Origin of the sequence: Streptomyces sp. NPDC091416 (assembly GCF_044756845.1) — a bacterium.
Taxonomy (GTDB): domain Bacteria; phylum Actinomycetota; class Actinomycetes; order Streptomycetales; family Streptomycetaceae; genus Streptomyces.
Genome location: NZ_JBIVTU010000012.1, coordinates 103627 through 118150 on the forward strand (window position 1 = coordinate 103627; position 14524 = coordinate 118150).

The 14524-nt window shown below is 70.4% G+C and carries 11 protein-coding genes; 3 read left to right on the top strand and 8 right to left on the bottom strand.

Annotated elements, in window-relative coordinates; translation table 11 throughout:
- Window positions 1–31: 31 nt before the first annotated feature.
- The 3 genes from ACIQMX_RS30785 to ACIQMX_RS30795 form a co-directional block, all read right to left on the bottom strand.
- Complete coding sequence (locus ACIQMX_RS30785) at window positions 32–934, bottom strand: ABC transporter permease (RefSeq protein ID WP_402482951.1); 903 nt, start codon at window positions 932–934, stop codon at window positions 32–34.
- Window positions 931–1926, bottom strand: a complete 996-nt coding sequence (locus ACIQMX_RS30790) for an ABC transporter permease (protein ID WP_363067460.1) — start codon at window positions 1924–1926, stop codon at window positions 931–933. The genes ACIQMX_RS30785 and ACIQMX_RS30790 overlap by 4 nt, the downstream gene beginning before the upstream one ends.
- Before the next feature lie 185 nt (window positions 1927–2111).
- Window positions 2112–3848: an ABC transporter substrate-binding protein gene (locus ACIQMX_RS30795; protein ID WP_363067458.1), complete on the bottom strand. Its 1737-nt coding sequence runs from the start codon at window positions 3846–3848 to the stop codon at window positions 2112–2114.
- Between the two features lie 223 nt (window positions 3849–4071).
- On the opposite strand from ACIQMX_RS30795, the gene ACIQMX_RS30800 reads away from it, so the two are divergent.
- The 3 genes from ACIQMX_RS30800 (at window position 4072) to ACIQMX_RS30810 (ending at window position 8704) form a co-directional block, all read left to right on the top strand.
- Window positions 4072–5091, top strand: a complete 1020-nt coding sequence (locus tag ACIQMX_RS30800) for a LacI family DNA-binding transcriptional regulator (RefSeq protein ID WP_363067456.1) — start codon at window positions 4072–4074, stop codon at window positions 5089–5091.
- A gap of 213 nt (window positions 5092–5304) precedes the next feature.
- Window positions 5305–6075 (top strand): ABC transporter ATP-binding protein, encoded by a 771-nt coding sequence (locus tag ACIQMX_RS30805; RefSeq protein WP_363067454.1) that lies wholly within the window; start codon window positions 5305–5307, stop codon window positions 6073–6075.
- A gap of 100 nt (window positions 6076–6175) precedes the next feature.
- Window positions 6176–8704, top strand: coding sequence for an ABC transporter permease (locus ACIQMX_RS30810; RefSeq protein ID WP_402482956.1), 2529 nt, complete (start codon window positions 6176–6178; stop codon window positions 8702–8704).
- A 144-nt stretch (window positions 8705–8848) separates the two neighbouring features.
- Here the strand turns inward: ACIQMX_RS30810 and ACIQMX_RS30815 are convergent, their stop codons facing one another.
- From ACIQMX_RS30815 to ACIQMX_RS30835, 5 genes are all read right to left on the bottom strand, one after another.
- Window positions 8849–10153, bottom strand: coding sequence for a class I SAM-dependent methyltransferase (locus ACIQMX_RS30815; RefSeq protein ID WP_402482959.1), 1305 nt, complete (start codon window positions 10151–10153; stop codon window positions 8849–8851).
- Window positions 10154–10509: 356 nt separating this feature from the next.
- A complete protein-coding gene (locus ACIQMX_RS30820; protein ID WP_363067449.1) occupies window positions 10510–11892 on the bottom strand; it encodes an NAD(P)/FAD-dependent oxidoreductase in 1383 nt (460 codons plus the stop codon).
- 445 nt (window positions 11893–12337) lie between these two features.
- Entirely contained in the window at window positions 12338–13282 is a 945-nt protein-coding gene (locus ACIQMX_RS30825; RefSeq protein WP_363067447.1) for a Ppx/GppA phosphatase family protein, read from the bottom strand.
- Between the two features lie 79 nt (window positions 13283–13361).
- Window positions 13362–13901: a DUF501 domain-containing protein gene (locus ACIQMX_RS30830; RefSeq protein ID WP_363067445.1), complete on the bottom strand. Its 540-nt coding sequence runs from the start codon at window positions 13899–13901 to the stop codon at window positions 13362–13364.
- A 115-nt stretch (window positions 13902–14016) separates the two neighbouring features.
- Window positions 14017–14487, bottom strand: coding sequence for a septum formation initiator family protein (locus tag ACIQMX_RS30835; protein ID WP_363067443.1), 471 nt, complete (start codon window positions 14485–14487; stop codon window positions 14017–14019).
- Window positions 14488–14524: the final 37 nt, after the last annotated feature.

Below are 14524 nucleotides of genomic sequence, written 5' to 3' on the forward strand. Positions count from 1 at the left end.
CTCCGGGTCGGGTCACGGTGGACGTCATGGCTCAGGCCTCCCGGAGTTTCGGGTTGAAGACCTCGTCGAGGCCGACGTTGGCGACGTAGAGCGCGCCGACGATCGCGGTGATCCCGGCGCCCGGCGGGACGAACCACCACCACATGCCGAGTTGGAGCGCGCTCCACTGCTGGGCGCTCTGCAGCATCATCCCGAGCGAGACGCCCTCGGTGGGGCCGAGCCCGATGAAGTCGAGGGAGGAGGCGATCAGCACGGAGCCGCCGAAGAGCAGGATGAACATCATGAAGAGGTACGAGCTCATGTTGGGCGCGATCTCGCGGAAGACGATCCGCCAGGTGCCGCTGCCGCTGAGCCGGGCCAGGTCCACGAACTCGCGGGTGCGCAGCGAGAACGTCTGCGCGCGGATCGCGCGCGCCGCCCAGGGCCACGAGGTGAGCCCGATGAACAGGCCCTGCACGGGCACCGAGCGGACGCCGAGGTAGGCGTTGATGATGAGCAGCACGGCGAGCGCGGGCAGCACCAGGACCACGTTGGTGAGCATGTTGAGGATCTCGTCGACCGCTCCGCCGCGGTAGCCGGCGAGGAAGCCCACGAGCATGGCGATGACGGCGGCGATGGCCCCGCCGACGACGCCGACCAGGAAGGTGGCGCGCAGCCCGTGCACGAACTGGGCGTACACGTCCTGGCCGAAGGTGGTGGTGCCCATCCAGTACGTGCCGTCCGGCGGCGCGGCCTGCGGGCCCACGTACTCGTTCGGGTCGGCGTTGTCGAGCAGCGGCGGCCCGATGATGCCGGTGAGCAGGAGCAGCACGACGACGGTGAACCCGATGAGGAGCTTGGGGTTGCGCACGGCGTAGTGGAGCGTCTCGCGGCCCGGGCGGGCGGCTGCGGTGGGGGCGGCGGTCTCGGCGGCCGGTTCGGGCACGGTGCTCATGACTGGCCTCCTGCCATGCCGGTACGGGTCCGGGGGTCGACGACGACGTACACGATGTCGATGAGGAAGTTGGCGATCAGTACGCCGATGACGATGAACAGGAACGCGCCCTGGAGCAGGAAGAAGTCCTGGTTCTGGATCGCGGCGAGGATCAGCGAGCCGAGTCCGGGATAGGCGAACACGATCTCGGTGACGAGGGCCCCGGCCACCAGGACGCCCAGCTGGAGGGCGAGGCCGGTGATCTGGGGCAGGACGGCGTTGCGGAAGGCGTAGCGGCGGATGAGCCGCTGCGGCGCGCCGAGGGCCGACAGGTAGGAGGAGTAGTCGGACTCCAGCTCGTAGATGATCATGTTGCGCATGCCGATGGCCCAGCCGCCGAGCGCGACCAGGAAGAGGGAGAGGAACGGCAGCACCCAGTGCTGGAGCAGGTCCACGGCGAAGGCGGTGGACCAGCTCGGCTGGATGTCGAGGCTGTAGCCGCCGGAGAGCGGGAACCAGCCCGCCTTCGAGCCGAGCGCCCAGGCGAGGATGACGGCGATCCACATGTACGGCATCGCGGTCAGCAGGTAGCCCGCCGGCAGCACGGTGTTGTCGAGCACCTTGCGGCGGGCGGCCAGCGCCCCGGCCCAGTTGCCGACGAACCAGCTGAGCAGGACGGACGGGATCATCAGCCCCAGCGTGTACGGGAGTGCGTCGAGCAGCACGTCGGCCACGGGCTTGGGGAACACCCAGATGGACAGCCCGAAGTCGCCCTGGAGCAGGGCGCCCCAGAAGTGCAGGTACTGCTGCCAGACGGGTTCGTCGAAGCCGAAGAGGTTGTTGTAGTAGGCGCGCATGGCCTCGACGGCCTCGGGCTGCGAGACCCGGGCCCTGGCCACCATGGCGGCGACGGGGTCGCCGGGCATGAAGCGCGGGATCATCCAGTTGACGGTGACGGCGACGACGAAGGTCAGCGCGTAGATCAGAAGTTTGCGGGCGAAGTAGCGGCGCAAGGGAGCTCCCCGGAGAGAGCCCCGCCGTGCGGGCCGCGGTCGGGGCGGCGTGCGCGCGGCGGGGCGGTCATGGAATCGAGAACGGCCGGCGACGCGCGGCCGGCCGCCCCCTCGGAACGGCCGGCGCGGAACCGGTCCTTCCCGGAACGGCCGGCGCGGGGCCGGTCCTTCTCAGAACGGCCGTGTCACTTGACGGGCTTGATCTGGGTGAGGGCTTCAAAGCCGCCCATCTCCAGCCAGTTGCGCCACAGCGCCGGTGCGTACTTGGGCGCACCGGCGGCGTCCGACGGCCAGTTCGTCCAGCTTCCGGTGGTGGACTGGGCCCAGAGGCCGTTGTACCAGAGCGGAATGACCGGCATCTCCTTGAGCTGGATCGCCTGGATCTTCGAGATGACCTTCTTCATGCCCTCGGTGTCGTCCGTCTTCACGCCGCCGAGTTCCTGGACGAGCTTCCAGGCCTCCTCGTTCTCGTAGCGGCCGAAGTTGACGGTGTTCTGCTGCTTCTGGACGGGCAGCTGGAACATGTACTCGTAGTACGTCCACGGGGTGCTGGAGAGCTGGCGCTCGTTGTTGACGACGAGGTCGAAGTTGCCCTTGCCGCGCGTCTCGTTGAGGGCGTTCGCGTCGGGGAACTCGGTGGTGATGGAGATGCCCGCGTCCTTGGCGGAGGAGGCGATGACCTTGGCGGCCTCCATCCAGTCGGTCCAGCCGGTGGGCACGGCCAGCTTCAGACTGATCTTGGAGCCGTCCTTGTTCTCCACCAGGCCGTCGCCGTTGGTGTCCTTGTACCCGGCGTCCGCGAGGATCTGCTTGGCCTTGTCGGTGTCGAAGGAGAAGCCTTCCCTGGCGACCAGGTCCTGGTCGACGAACTTGTCCCACTGCGGGAGCAGACCCGTCGGGTTGGCGGGCTTCACCAGCTCCCCGTACACGCCCTTGACGATCTTCCCGGTGTCGACGGAGGCGGCGAGCGCGCGGCGGAAGGCCGCGTCGTTCATCGGCTTCCTCGTCGTGTTGGGCACCAGCCAGGCCGTGTTGGCGGACAGCATGTAGGGCGGCTTGTCGTAGTACGAGACGACCTTCTTGCTCTTGATCAGCGAGGAGGCGCCGGGCAGGAAGTTGTTGCTGAGGTCCAGCTGGCCCTGGCCCAGCTGACCGATGACGACCTCGTTGCTCGGGTTGGAGACGTCGACGATGTAGCGGGGCGCGGGCTTCATGGAGAGCGCCTTGACGCCCCACCAGTCGTCGCGCCGCTGCCACACGACCCGGTCCTGGGACTTGCTCTTGAGCGTGTACGCGCCGGTGCCGACGGGCTTGTCGTTGACGCCGTCGAGGATGTCCTTCTCGGAGCGCTTGCTCCAGATGTGCTCGGGGACGATCGGCTGCCCGTAGAGGGTGAAGTCCCACTCCTGGTAGCGGGCCTCCTTGAAGGTGAAGCGGACCGTCGTGGCGTCCACCGCCTTGGCGTCCGACAGCCAGCTCCACAGGGTGTGGAAGGACGAGGCCTCGATCTTGCCGATGCCGTAGGAGTACGCGACGTCCTTGGCGGTCAGCGGCTTGCCGTCCGACCACGTGATGCCCGGGCGGAGCTTCATCTCGTACGTCTTGTCGCCGGTCCAGCTGCCCGACTCCGCCAGCCAGGGCGTCAGCTTGCCCTCGTTGGGGTCGAAGTGGAACAGGGTCTCGTAGACCAGGCCCTTGGTACCGGTGGCGTGGTCCCAGTTGTGCAGCGGGTTGTAGTTGGCCGGCGGCCCCCACTGCGTACCGGTGGTGTAGAGCGTCTCGTTGCGCGGGAGCGCGCCACCCCCTCCGCCGCCCGCGCCGCCGGAGCCGCCCGCCGAGGAGCCGCCTCCCGTGCACGCGGTGGCGGCGAGTGCGATCACGGCGAGCGTGGCCGCGGTCCGTCCCCGGAATCCCGTGCCCATCGTCCCTCCTTCTCCCCGCCGTCACTGCCGAGCGGAGTTACTGAACCGGGTAAGTGCCGTGAAGCTAAGGCCGCACGGAGGGCATGTCAAGGGTGCGGGAGCGCTCCCATCCCTTTATTTTCATGGGCAGTTGAGCGATCATCGTCCCGGCGGCGAAGCCGCACGCGAGAGGGTCGGAGACCAAGGCGTTTCGTGTCAAACGAACCGGTTAAGCGAGGTCGCATTGCCCAGGCACCGTCCGACGATCGCCGATATAGCGCGCCGCGCCGGGGTTTCCAAGGTCGCGGTGTCCTACGCCCTGAACGACCGGCCCGGCGTCTCCCCCGCGACCCGCGCCACCATCAAGGCCATCGCGCAGGAGATCGGCTGGCGTCCCAACAGCGCCGCCCGCGCCCTCACCCGCGCCCGGGCCGACACCGTCGGCCTCGCCCTGTGCAGGCCCGCCCGGCTGCTCGGCATGGAGCCGTTCTACATGGAGCTGATCAGCGGCATCGAGAGCGAACTCTCGCCGCGCGGCTGCGCCCTGCTCCTCCAGGTCGTCAACGGTCCCGCGCAGGAGCTGGAGGTCTACCGGCGCTGGTGGGGCGAGGGCCGGGTGGACGGCGTGTTCCTCGCCGATCTGCGCAGCCCCGACCCGCGGATCGAGGGCGTCACCGGACTCGGCCTGCCGGCCGTGGTGATCGGCCACCCGTCGGCGGCCGGTCCGCTCCCCGCCGTATGGTCGGACGAGCACACGGCACTGCGCGACACCCTCGCGTACCTGACCGCGCTGGGCCACCGGTCCATCGCCCGGGTCGCCGGACTGCCCGGCCTCAACCACACGCAACTGCGCGACCGGGCCCAGGCCGGGATCTGCGCCGAACTGGGGCTCGGCGAGCCGGTCATCGTCCACACCGACTACTCCGGCCAGGACGGGGCGCACGCGACACGGCGGCTGATCAGCTCCCCGCGACGCCCCACCGCCGTCGTCTACGACAACGACATCATGGCCGTGGCCGGGCTTTCCGTGGCCCAGGAGATGGGGCTCGACGTACCGGCCGACCTCTCCCTCGTCGCCTGGGACGACTCCCAGCTCTCCCGTGTGGTCCGGCCGCCGCTCACCGCGCTGAGCCGCGACATCCCGGCGTACGGGGCGCACGCCGCGCGCACCCTGTTGTCCCTGGTCACCGACGGTACGGCGGCGGGATTCGAGGACGCGGCGGCCCGGCTCGTCCCGCGCGGGTCGACGTCCCCGCCGCAGTAGGCGGGAACGGCCTTCGGGGTCCATGTCATACCGCAGGAGGACGCCGGACCCCCCGCGATGCGACTCAAGGCTGCCCCCGGAACGGGCACCGGGACTGACGACCGGCGGCCGCCCGGCGGAGAGGATGGAGCGGTGCCCCTGCCCCGGGCCCCGCCGCCCGGCGAGGCCGCCGGGCGGGCCCCGTCCCCTGTGAACCCGACCCTGGAGTCTCCCGTGACCACCATGTCCACCGCTCACCGCGCCACCGCGGTGGCCGCCCGCGCCACGGAACTGTCGAAGGTCTACGGGGAGGGCGAGACCAAGGTGACGGCCCTGGACCGGGTCACCGTGGACTTCCCGCAGGGCGAGTTCACCGCGATCATGGGCCCGTCGGGCTCCGGCAAGTCCACGCTGATGCACTGCGTCGCCGGCCTCGACAGCTTCACCGGCGGTTCCGTGCGCATCGGCGAGACGGAGCTGGGCTCCCTCAAGGACAAGCAGCTCACCCAGCTGCGCCGGGACAAGATCGGTTTCATCTTCCAGGCGTTCAACCTGCTGCCGACGCTCTCCGCGCTGGAGAACATCACGCTGCCGATGGACATCGCGGGCCGCAAGCCCGACCAGGACTGGCTCCGCAAGGTCATCGAGATGGTGGGCCTCGCCGACCGGCTGAAGCACCGCCCGACCGAGCTCTCCGGCGGCCAGCAGCAGCGCGTCGCGGTGGCCCGCGCCCTGGCCTCGCAGCCCGAGATCATCTTCGGCGACGAGCCCACCGGAAACCTGGACTCCCGCTCCGGCGCCGAGGTGCTCGGCTTCCTGCGCAACTCGGTGCGCGAACTGGGCCAGACCGTGGTGATGGTGACCCACGACCCGGCCGCCGCCTCCTATGCGGACCGGGTGATCTTCCTGGCGGACGGGGCGATCGTGGACCAGATGATGCACCCCACCGCGGACGGGGTGCTGGACCGGATGAAGGCGTTCGACGCCAAGGGCCGCACCAGCTGAGCCCCGGCCCTCTCCGGGCCCCCGGGCCCTGTCCGGGGTTCCCCGGCAGGACCTCGTCGCCACCCCATCCGGAACCCCTCCCCCTCCAGGACTGACAGACATGTTCCGTACCGCCCTGCGCAATGTGCTCTCGCACAAGGCCAGGCTGCTGATGACCGTCCTCGCCGTGATGCTCGGCGTGGCCTTCGTCTCCGGCACCCTGGTCTTCACCGACACCCTCGGCAACGCCTTCCGCAACCAGTCGGCGAAGAGCTACGACGACATCGCCGTCGCCGTCACCACCCGCGCCGACCAGCGTGACGCGAAGACCGCGGCCATCGACGCCGCCACACTGAAGAAGATCCAGGCCCTGGACGGCGTCGCCTCCGCCACCGGCCGCGTCAACGGCTTCGCCGGAGTGGCCGACCCCGACGGCAAGCTCATCGGCAACGGCTGGTCCAACACCGGGTCCAACTTCACCCCCGGCAAGGACGGCCAGGACGCCCAGTACACCTTCACCGACGGCTCGGGTCCGACCGCCGCGGGCAGCGTCGCCCTGGACAAGGACACGGCGAGGAAGGGCGAGTACGAGGTCGGCGACAAGGTACGGGTCGCGACCAACGGACCGGTGAAGGAGTACACCCTGTCCGGGGTCTTCACCACCGAGGACGGCGCGGTCAACGCCGGCGGCAGCCTCGTCCTGTTCGACACCCCCGTCGCCCAGCAGCTGTTCCTGCGGCCGGGCGAGTTCAAGGACGTCAACGTCTCCGCCGCACCCGGCGCCTCCGACCAGCAGCTGCTGGCCGCCGTCGAGCCGCTGCTGCCCAAGGACGCCGAGGCCAAGACCGGCCAGGTCCGCGCGGACGAGCAGGCCGACCAGACCGAATCCGCCCTGAGCAGCCTCAACAAGCTGCTGCTCGCCTTCGCGGGCATCGCCCTCTTCGTCGGCATCTTCCTCATCGCCAACACCTTCAGCATGCTGGTCGCCCAGCGCACCAAGGAGCTCGCGCTGCTGCGCGCGGTCGGCGCCTCCCGCCGCCAGGTCAAGCGCTCCGTCCTGCTCGAAGCGGCCGTCGTCGGCCTGATCGCGTCCGTCGTCGGCTTCGCGCTGGGCCTCGGCCTCGCCACCGGGCTGCGCTCCGCGATGAGCCTGATCGGCGGGAAGATCCCGGCCGGACCGCTGGTCGTCTCGCCGGCCACCGTCGTCGCCGCCTTCGGCGTCGGCGTCCTGATCACCGTGCTGGCCGCCTGGCTGCCCGCCCGCCGGGCCGCGAAGATCCCGCCCGTCGCGGCGATGAACAGCCAGTACGCGGTGGCCACGGTGAAGTCCCTGGTGCTGCGCAACTCGATCGGTGCCGTCGTCACCCTGCTCGGCGGAGCGGCGGTCGTGGGCGGCGCGGCACAGGCCGGGTCGAACGGCCAGCTCCTCATCGCGGGCGGCGCCTTCCTGGCCCTGATCGGCATCATCATCCTGATCCCGCTGCTGTCCCGGCCGGTGATCGCCCTGGTGCGCCCGCTGCTGCGGCGGCTGTTCGGGGTCTCCGGCAAGCTGGCCGCGCAGAACGCGGTCCGCAACCCGCGGCGCACCGGCGCCACCGCGTCCGCGCTGGCGATCGGCCTCACTCTCGTCACCGGCATCTCGGTGCTCGGCGTCACCCTCGGCCAGGCGGTCGACAAGATGACGACGGACAACATCAGGGCCGACTACATGGTGTCGATGGCCAGCGGCGACGCGCTCGACGAGTCGGCGCTCACCGCCCTGGAGAAGGCCGCCGGCGTCACCGCCGTCTCGCCTCAGGAGGCGGTCTGGCTGGACATCGGCGACACCTCGCTCTCGGCGTCCGGCGTCACCCCCGGCGATGTGGAGAAGGTCCTCACCGTCGACACCCGCTCGGGCTCCCTGGACTCCCTGGCCAAGGGCGAGATCGCCGTCTCGGACAAGACCGCGAAGTCGCACGGCTGGAAGACCGGGGACAGCGTCCCGGTCACGTACGAGGACGACAAGAAGGGCAGCCTGAGGATCGGGGCCCTCTACAAGGACAACGAGTTCCTCTCGCCGGTCCTGATCCCCCGTGACGTCGTGGCCCCGCATCAGGCCCGTGCGGACATCCGGGAGATCTGGGTGAAGACGGACGGCGGCGCGAGCGCGGCGCACGAGCAGGCGCTGGTGGACGCGCTGGGCGACAACCCCGGCATGAGCGTCATGGACCGCAAGGACATCCGCGACATGTTCGGCGGCTCCATCAACCTCGCGATGAACATCATGTACGGCCTGCTGGCCATGGCGCTGATCATCGCGGTGCTCGGGGTCGTCAACACCCTGGCCATGTCGGTGTTCGAGCGTCAGCAGGAGATCGGCATGCTGCGGGCCATCGGCCTGGACCGGCGCAAGGTCAAGCGCATGATCAGGCTGGAGGCGGTGGTGATCTCGCTGTTCGGCGCGGTGGTCGGCATCGGGCTCGGCATGTTCCTCGGCTGGGCGATCGGACAGACCGTGGCGTCCCAGATCCCGCAGTACGTCCTGGTCGTGCCGTGGGGCCGGATCGCGGTCTTCCTGCTGCTGGCCGGGCTGGTGGGGGTGCTGGCCGCCCTGTGGCCGGCCCGCAGCGCCGCGAAGCTGAACATGCTCACGGCGATCAAGACGGAGTAGTCCGGAGCGGGACACGGAAGAGGGCCGGTACCCGCGGTGGCGGGTACCGGCCCTCGGCCGTCTCCGGTGGCCGGCCGCTCGCGTACGCCGACGGGGCGGCCGCTCGCGTACGCCCCGGACCGGCGGGCCGTGCGGGTCCGACGGTCAGCCCGTCGCACCGGCCTTCCAGTCGCGGGCGCGCAGCGGCATGCGGGCGCCTCCGCCGTCTGCCGGGCGGACCGCGAGGATCTGGTTCACGCCGATCTTGTTGTGCTCGAAGGACAGGGCGGAGGCGGCCATGTAGAGGCGCCAGACCCTGGCCCGGCCGGGCGAGGTCATCTTCACCGCGCGCGGCCACTCCTTCTCCAGGTTGGCGACCCAGCGGCGCAGCGTCAGGGCGTAGTGCTCGCGGAGCGACTCGACGTCGCGGGCCTCGAAGCCGGCTTCTTCGAGGGTCGCGACGGTCCGGCCCACCGGGGCCAGTTCGCCGTCCGGGAAGACGTAGGCGTCGATGAACTCGTCCACGTGGTACGCGGACTCGTCCTTCTCCGGGCGGCGGGCGATCTGGTGGTTGAGGAGGCGCCCGCCGGGCTTGAGGAGTGCGTAGAGGTCGTCGGCGTACTCGCGGTAGCGGACCGATCCGACGTGTTCGGCCATGCCGATCGACGAGATGGCGTCGTACGGGCCGTCCCTGACGTCCCGGTAGTCCTGGACCCGGATCTCGATGCGGTCGGTCAGGCCCTCCTCGGCGATGCGCTTCCTGGCGAAGGCGGCCTGCTCGACGGAGAGGGTCACCCCGGTGACCCGGGCGCCGTACGTGCGGGCGGCGTGGATGGCCATGGATCCCCAGCCGCAGCCGACGTCCAGGAGGCGGTCGTCCTCCTTCAGTGCGAGCTTGCGGCAGACCAGGTCGAGCTTGTCACGCTGGGCGTCCTCCAGGTTCCCGCCGTCCTCCCAGTAGGCGCAGGAGTAGACCATGGACGGGCCGAGGACCAGTGCGTAGAAGTCATTGCCCACGTCGTAGTGGTGGCTGATGGCCTCCTTGTCGCGGCGCTTGGTGTGCAGCGTGCCGCTGCGCCGGCGTACCTCCTCGGGCGGCGGCGGGGGCGGCGGCCACGGGCCGGCCAGGTGCAGCAGTCCCTTGGCCGCGGCGCGCAGCTTCGGGTCGCGGAGCGGGTGGACGCTGTCCTTCGCCTCGCCGCCGCGCTCCCAGATCAGCCCGGCCATCAGGTCCAGGGCCGCGTACAGGTCGCCTTCGATGTCGAGTTCCCCGGCCACCCAGGCCCGGGCGAGGCCCAGTTCGCCCGGCTTCCACAGCAGGCGGCGCAGGGCACGGCGGTTCCTGATGACGAGGACGGGGGCGCCGGGAGGGCCGGATTCGCTGCCGTCCCAGGCCCGGATGCGGACCGGTAGGGGGTCTCCCAGCAACTCCTGGGCGAGAGCGGTCAGCCGCAATGCGGCGTCTGCCATGGCGCACACCTCCGTGATGGTGTTTCCCAACGTGCCCAGACATGCCCACGCATGTCCCGGACCACGCCCCGGCACCCTGGGCTCCGCGGCGAGGTACACCCCTTCAACAGTTTCCGGCGGCCGGGCCATCCCGCTACCGCGCAATGGAACGGCAAAATGCCTGTACCCCACACGCATCCGCCGGGGTGCTGGTCCCCGCGCTCCCGCACCGGCTGCGGCGCCGGCCTGCGCCGATACGCCGAAGGGGCCGTCCGCACCACGGATGGCGGACGGCCCCTTCGGGCGTCGTGCGACTGTCTGTCGCGGATCCGGAGATCCGCGCGCCGGGCGGGAGGGCCGGGGCCCTCCGTCCGGTCCTAGGCCTTGGCCTTCTCGCTCACGGGCTTGGCGGCGGCGGGGGCCGGAGCCGGCTTGGCGGCCTCGTAGAACTCCTCGCGAGGAGTCTCCATGGCGCCCAGCGAGACGACCTCGCGCTTGAGGAACATCGCCAGGGTCCAGTCGGCGAAGATCCGGATCTTACGGTTCCAGGTCGGCATCGCCATGCCGTGGTAGCCGCGGTGCATGTACCAGGCGAGACGGCCCTTGAGCTTGATCTTCACCTTGCCCATGACGATCATCGCGACGCCCTTGTGCAGGCCCAGACCGGCGACCGCACCCTTGTTGGCGTGGCTGTAGTCGCCCTGCGGGAAGCCGCGCATCCCGGAGATGACGTTGTCACCGAGGACCTTGGCCTGACGCAGCGCGTGCTGGGCGTTCGGCGGGCACCATGCGTTCGGGTTGCCGGCCTTGCGGCCGATCATGTCCGGCACCTGGGCGTTGTCGCCCGCGGCCCAGATGTAGTCGGTGCCCTGCACCTGGAGCTTCTCGGTGGTGTCGACGTGGCCACGCGGGCCGAGCGGCAGGCCGAAGCGGGCCAGCGCCGGGTTCGGCTTCACACCGGCGGTCCACACGATGGTGTTGGAGTCGACCTCGAGGCCGTTCTTCAGCACCACGTGACCGTCGACGCAGGAGTCCATGGAGGTCGAGAGGAAGACCTCGACACCGCGGGACTCCAGGTGCTCCCGGCCCCAGGTGCCCAGCTTCGGGCCGACCTCGGGAAGGATCTTGTCGGCGGCGTCGACGAGGATGAAGCGCATGTCCTCGCGCTTCACGTTCGTGTAGTACTTCGCCGCGTCGCGGGCCATGTCCTCGACCTCGCCGATGGTCTCCGCACCGGCGAAACCGCCGCCCACGAAGACGAACGTCAGCGCCCTGCGGCGGACGTCCTCGTCGGTCGTCGAGTCAGCCTTGTCCAGCTGCTCGAGGACGTGGTTGCGCAGGCCGATGGCCTCCTCGATGCCCTTCATGCCGATGCCCTGTTCGGCCAGGCCGGGGATCGGGAAGGTACGGGAGACGGCGCCCATCGCGATGACCAGGTAGTCGAAGGGCAGCTCGTAGGCCTCGCCGACGAGCGGCGCAACCGTGGCGACCTTGCGGTCCTGGTCGATGGTCGTGACGCGGCCGGTGAGGACCTCGGCCTTGGGCAGCACGCGTCGCAGCGGGACGACGACATGCCGAGGCGAGATGCTGCCGGCAGCAGCTTCGGGGAGGAAGGGCTGGTAGGTCATGTACGACCGGGGGTCGACGACCGTGACGGTCGCCTCGCCGTAGCGCATCTTCTTCAGAATGCGCCGAGCTGCGTACAGGCCTACGTACCCACCGCCTACTACGAGGATCCTGGGACGCTCCGTGGTGCTCATGCCATCGAGTATCCACCCCCCTCGGGAGGCACGCTCGTGAGCCCCTTCACAAGGTATGACCCACCCTCTGCTACACTTCGCCGCCCACGTGACCCAGGTCATGGGCCGACAGGGGAACCACGGCGCCTCGGCGAACGTTGTTCACCGCTTGTGAGCTGGCCGTTGAGCCTCCGAGCGGGGTGAACCACCCCTCCAGTTCACACATCCGCAACGCACCCGGAACCGCCCCGCATGCGGGCCGGGCGGCCCCGCACACCCTCCCGCGGGCCCGTTCGGAGCAGAAGTCCGCCCCTGGGGGCCCAATTCCTTGTGAAGAAGTTCACGAACTTCGTGACGACGTGTCGGCGAAGGCACCCCCGAGGCCCTCCACCGGCCTCCCCGACGAGCTCAGAAGTGCAGGCCGGAGTGCCGATGAGCAGGGTCCGCGACTCCCCGCCGACCTGCGCTAACGAGCCGCGTAGAAGGCGATGCCGTCGAGGATGTCGTGCTCGCTGACGACGACCTCGCGCGCCCCGGTCCGCTCCATCACGGCCAGCAGGATCAGCGCCCCGGAGGTGATCACGTCGACCCGGCCCGGGTGCATCGCGCCGATGGCCGCACGCTCGGCGTGGGTCGAGGCGAGGAGCCGTCCGGCGATCTCCCGGACCTGCTCCAGGGAGATCCGCGTGTGGTGGATCGCCTCGGAGTCGTACTCCTCGAGCCCCAGCGCGATGGCGGCCACGGTGGTGACCGTTCCGGCGAGTCCGACGAGTGTGCCCGCCGAGGTCAGCGGCACGGTCTCCTCGGCCAGGTCCAGCGCGGCGGCGACATCGGCACGGATCGCGGCCGCCTGCTCCGGCGCGGGCGGGTCGCTGACCGCCCCGTCCCGCACGAGGTGGCGCTCGGTCATCCGGACGCAGCCGATGTCCACGGACCGGGCCGCCCGGACCCGGTCGTCGCCGACGACGAACTCGGTGGAGCCGCCGCCGATGTCCACGACGAGGTACGGCTTCGCGAGGTCGTCCCGCCCGGCGAGCTCCTTGGTGGCCCCGTCGAACGAGAACGCGGCCTCCTGGTCACCGGTGATCACCTCGGGCTCGACGCCCAGGATGTCCAGCACGCCGCGGACGAAGTCGTCCCTGTTCTCCGCGTCCCGGGAGGCGGAGGTCGCGACGAAGCGGATCCTCTGCGCACCGTGCTCCTTGATCACCGCGGCGTACTGCCGGCAGGCGGCGAAGGTCCGCTCCAGCGCCTCCGGGGCAAGCCGCCCGGTCCGGTCGACCCCCTGCCCCAGCCGGACGATCTCCATCCGCCGGTCGAGCTCGACGAGCTCTCCCGCGACGGGGTCGGCGTCCGCGACCAGCAGACGGATCGAGTTGGTACCGCAGTCGATGGCGGCCACGCGTGTCATGACTTGAGCCTCTCCGGCAAAAAAGCCCCTCGGGCGATCGAGGAGCGGGGGTCCGGGGGCAGGGCCCCCGGCAGGAACCTCAGTCCTCGTCCGCGTCAGGCGTGCCGCACGGTGTCACGCACGGCCCCTTGCGCCACCACTCCGGCAGCATCGCGATCGCCTCGTCCCCGAGCGGGTTCACGCCCGGCCCCGCGGCCAGCGAGTGCCCGACGAGCACGTGCAGGCACTTCACCCGGTCCGGCATGCCGCCCGCGCTCGGGAAGCCCTCCAGCACCTCGATGGCGTCGCGGCGCGCGATGTAGTCCTCGTGCGCGGCCCGGTACGCCGCGGCCAGCTCGGGGTCCGTACCGAGGCGCTCGGTCATCTCCTTCATGACCCCGTTCGCCTCCAGCGTGCCGATCGCGGACGCGGCGCGCGGGCACGTCAGGTAGAACGTCGTCGGGAACGGCGTACCGTCCTCCAGCCGGGGCTGCGTCTCGACCACGTCCGGGTTGCCGCACGGGCAGCGGTGCGCGATCGCGCGCAGACCCCGCGGCGGGCGTCCCAGCTGCTGCTGGAAGGCGGCGATGTCCGCGTCGGTCGGCGCGGTGGACTCGGTCTGGGGAGGGGGCGTTTCCATGCCTGCCTAGGGGTTCTGATCGGTCGGACTGCTCGAACTGCGGTTCTGCAGATGTACGGGTGTACGGGCGTGCGGATGTACGGGGGCGGGACGTACGGCGAAGAAGGGAGACGGCTCAGCCGCGGTCGGCGCTGTCCACACCGTCCCACAGGTTGGAGTGCCAGGGCCGGTCGGTCTCCTCCTGCGTCCCGTTGCGCTCCTTGACCGCATCGGGATCGACCACGGTGTAGCCGGTCTCCCCGGGAAGAAGGTAGTGCAGGTGCTGGCGGGCCAGCCGCTTGATGTACGCGTCGTCCTGGAGCCGCGCCTTCTCGTCGCGCAGCTCCTCGGTGCGGGCCTCGGCCTCCTGCGCCAGCCGCTCCTGATCGGCGATCTCGTCGCGCTGCGACACGTACTGCCGCATCGGATACGCGAGGGCGACGATCAGCGAGCAGACCACCAGGGCCAGGAAGGCGGCCCGGCCGGTGAGCCGGGAGCGGCGCGCCTGACGGCGGTTCTGGGAGCGGTAGACGCGGGCGGCGGTCTGCTCACCGAGCAGCCGCAGCCGGGTCGCGGTGGAGAACCGGTCCCGGTCCTTCGCGGCCATGTCTCCGCCTCCCCATTACGCACGTCCGTCCCCGCAC

Coding starts and splice junctions, on each gene's coding strand:
- ACIQMX_RS30785 (WP_402482951.1), bottom strand. CDS start 934: ATGAGCACCGTGCCCGAACCGGCCGCCGAGACCGCCGCCCCCACCGCA.
- ACIQMX_RS30815 (WP_402482959.1), bottom strand. CDS start 10,153: ATGGCAGACGCCGCATTGCGGCTGACCGCTCTCGCCCAGGAGTTGCTG.
- ACIQMX_RS30835 (WP_363067443.1), bottom strand. CDS start 14,487: ATGGCCGCGAAGGACCGGGACCGGTTCTCCACCGCGACCCGGCTGCGG.
- ACIQMX_RS30820 (WP_363067449.1), bottom strand. CDS start 11,892: ATGAGCACCACGGAGCGTCCCAGGATCCTCGTAGTAGGCGGTGGGTAC.
- ACIQMX_RS30825 (WP_363067447.1), bottom strand. CDS start 13,282: ATGACACGCGTGGCCGCCATCGACTGCGGTACCAACTCGATCCGTCTG.
- ACIQMX_RS30830 (WP_363067445.1), bottom strand. CDS start 13,901: ATGGAAACGCCCCCTCCCCAGACCGAGTCCACCGCGCCGACCGACGCG.
- ACIQMX_RS30795 (WP_363067458.1), bottom strand. CDS start 3,848: ATGGGCACGGGATTCCGGGGACGGACCGCGGCCACGCTCGCCGTGATC.
- ACIQMX_RS30810 (WP_402482956.1), top strand. CDS start 6,176: ATGTTCCGTACCGCCCTGCGCAATGTGCTCTCGCACAAGGCCAGGCTG.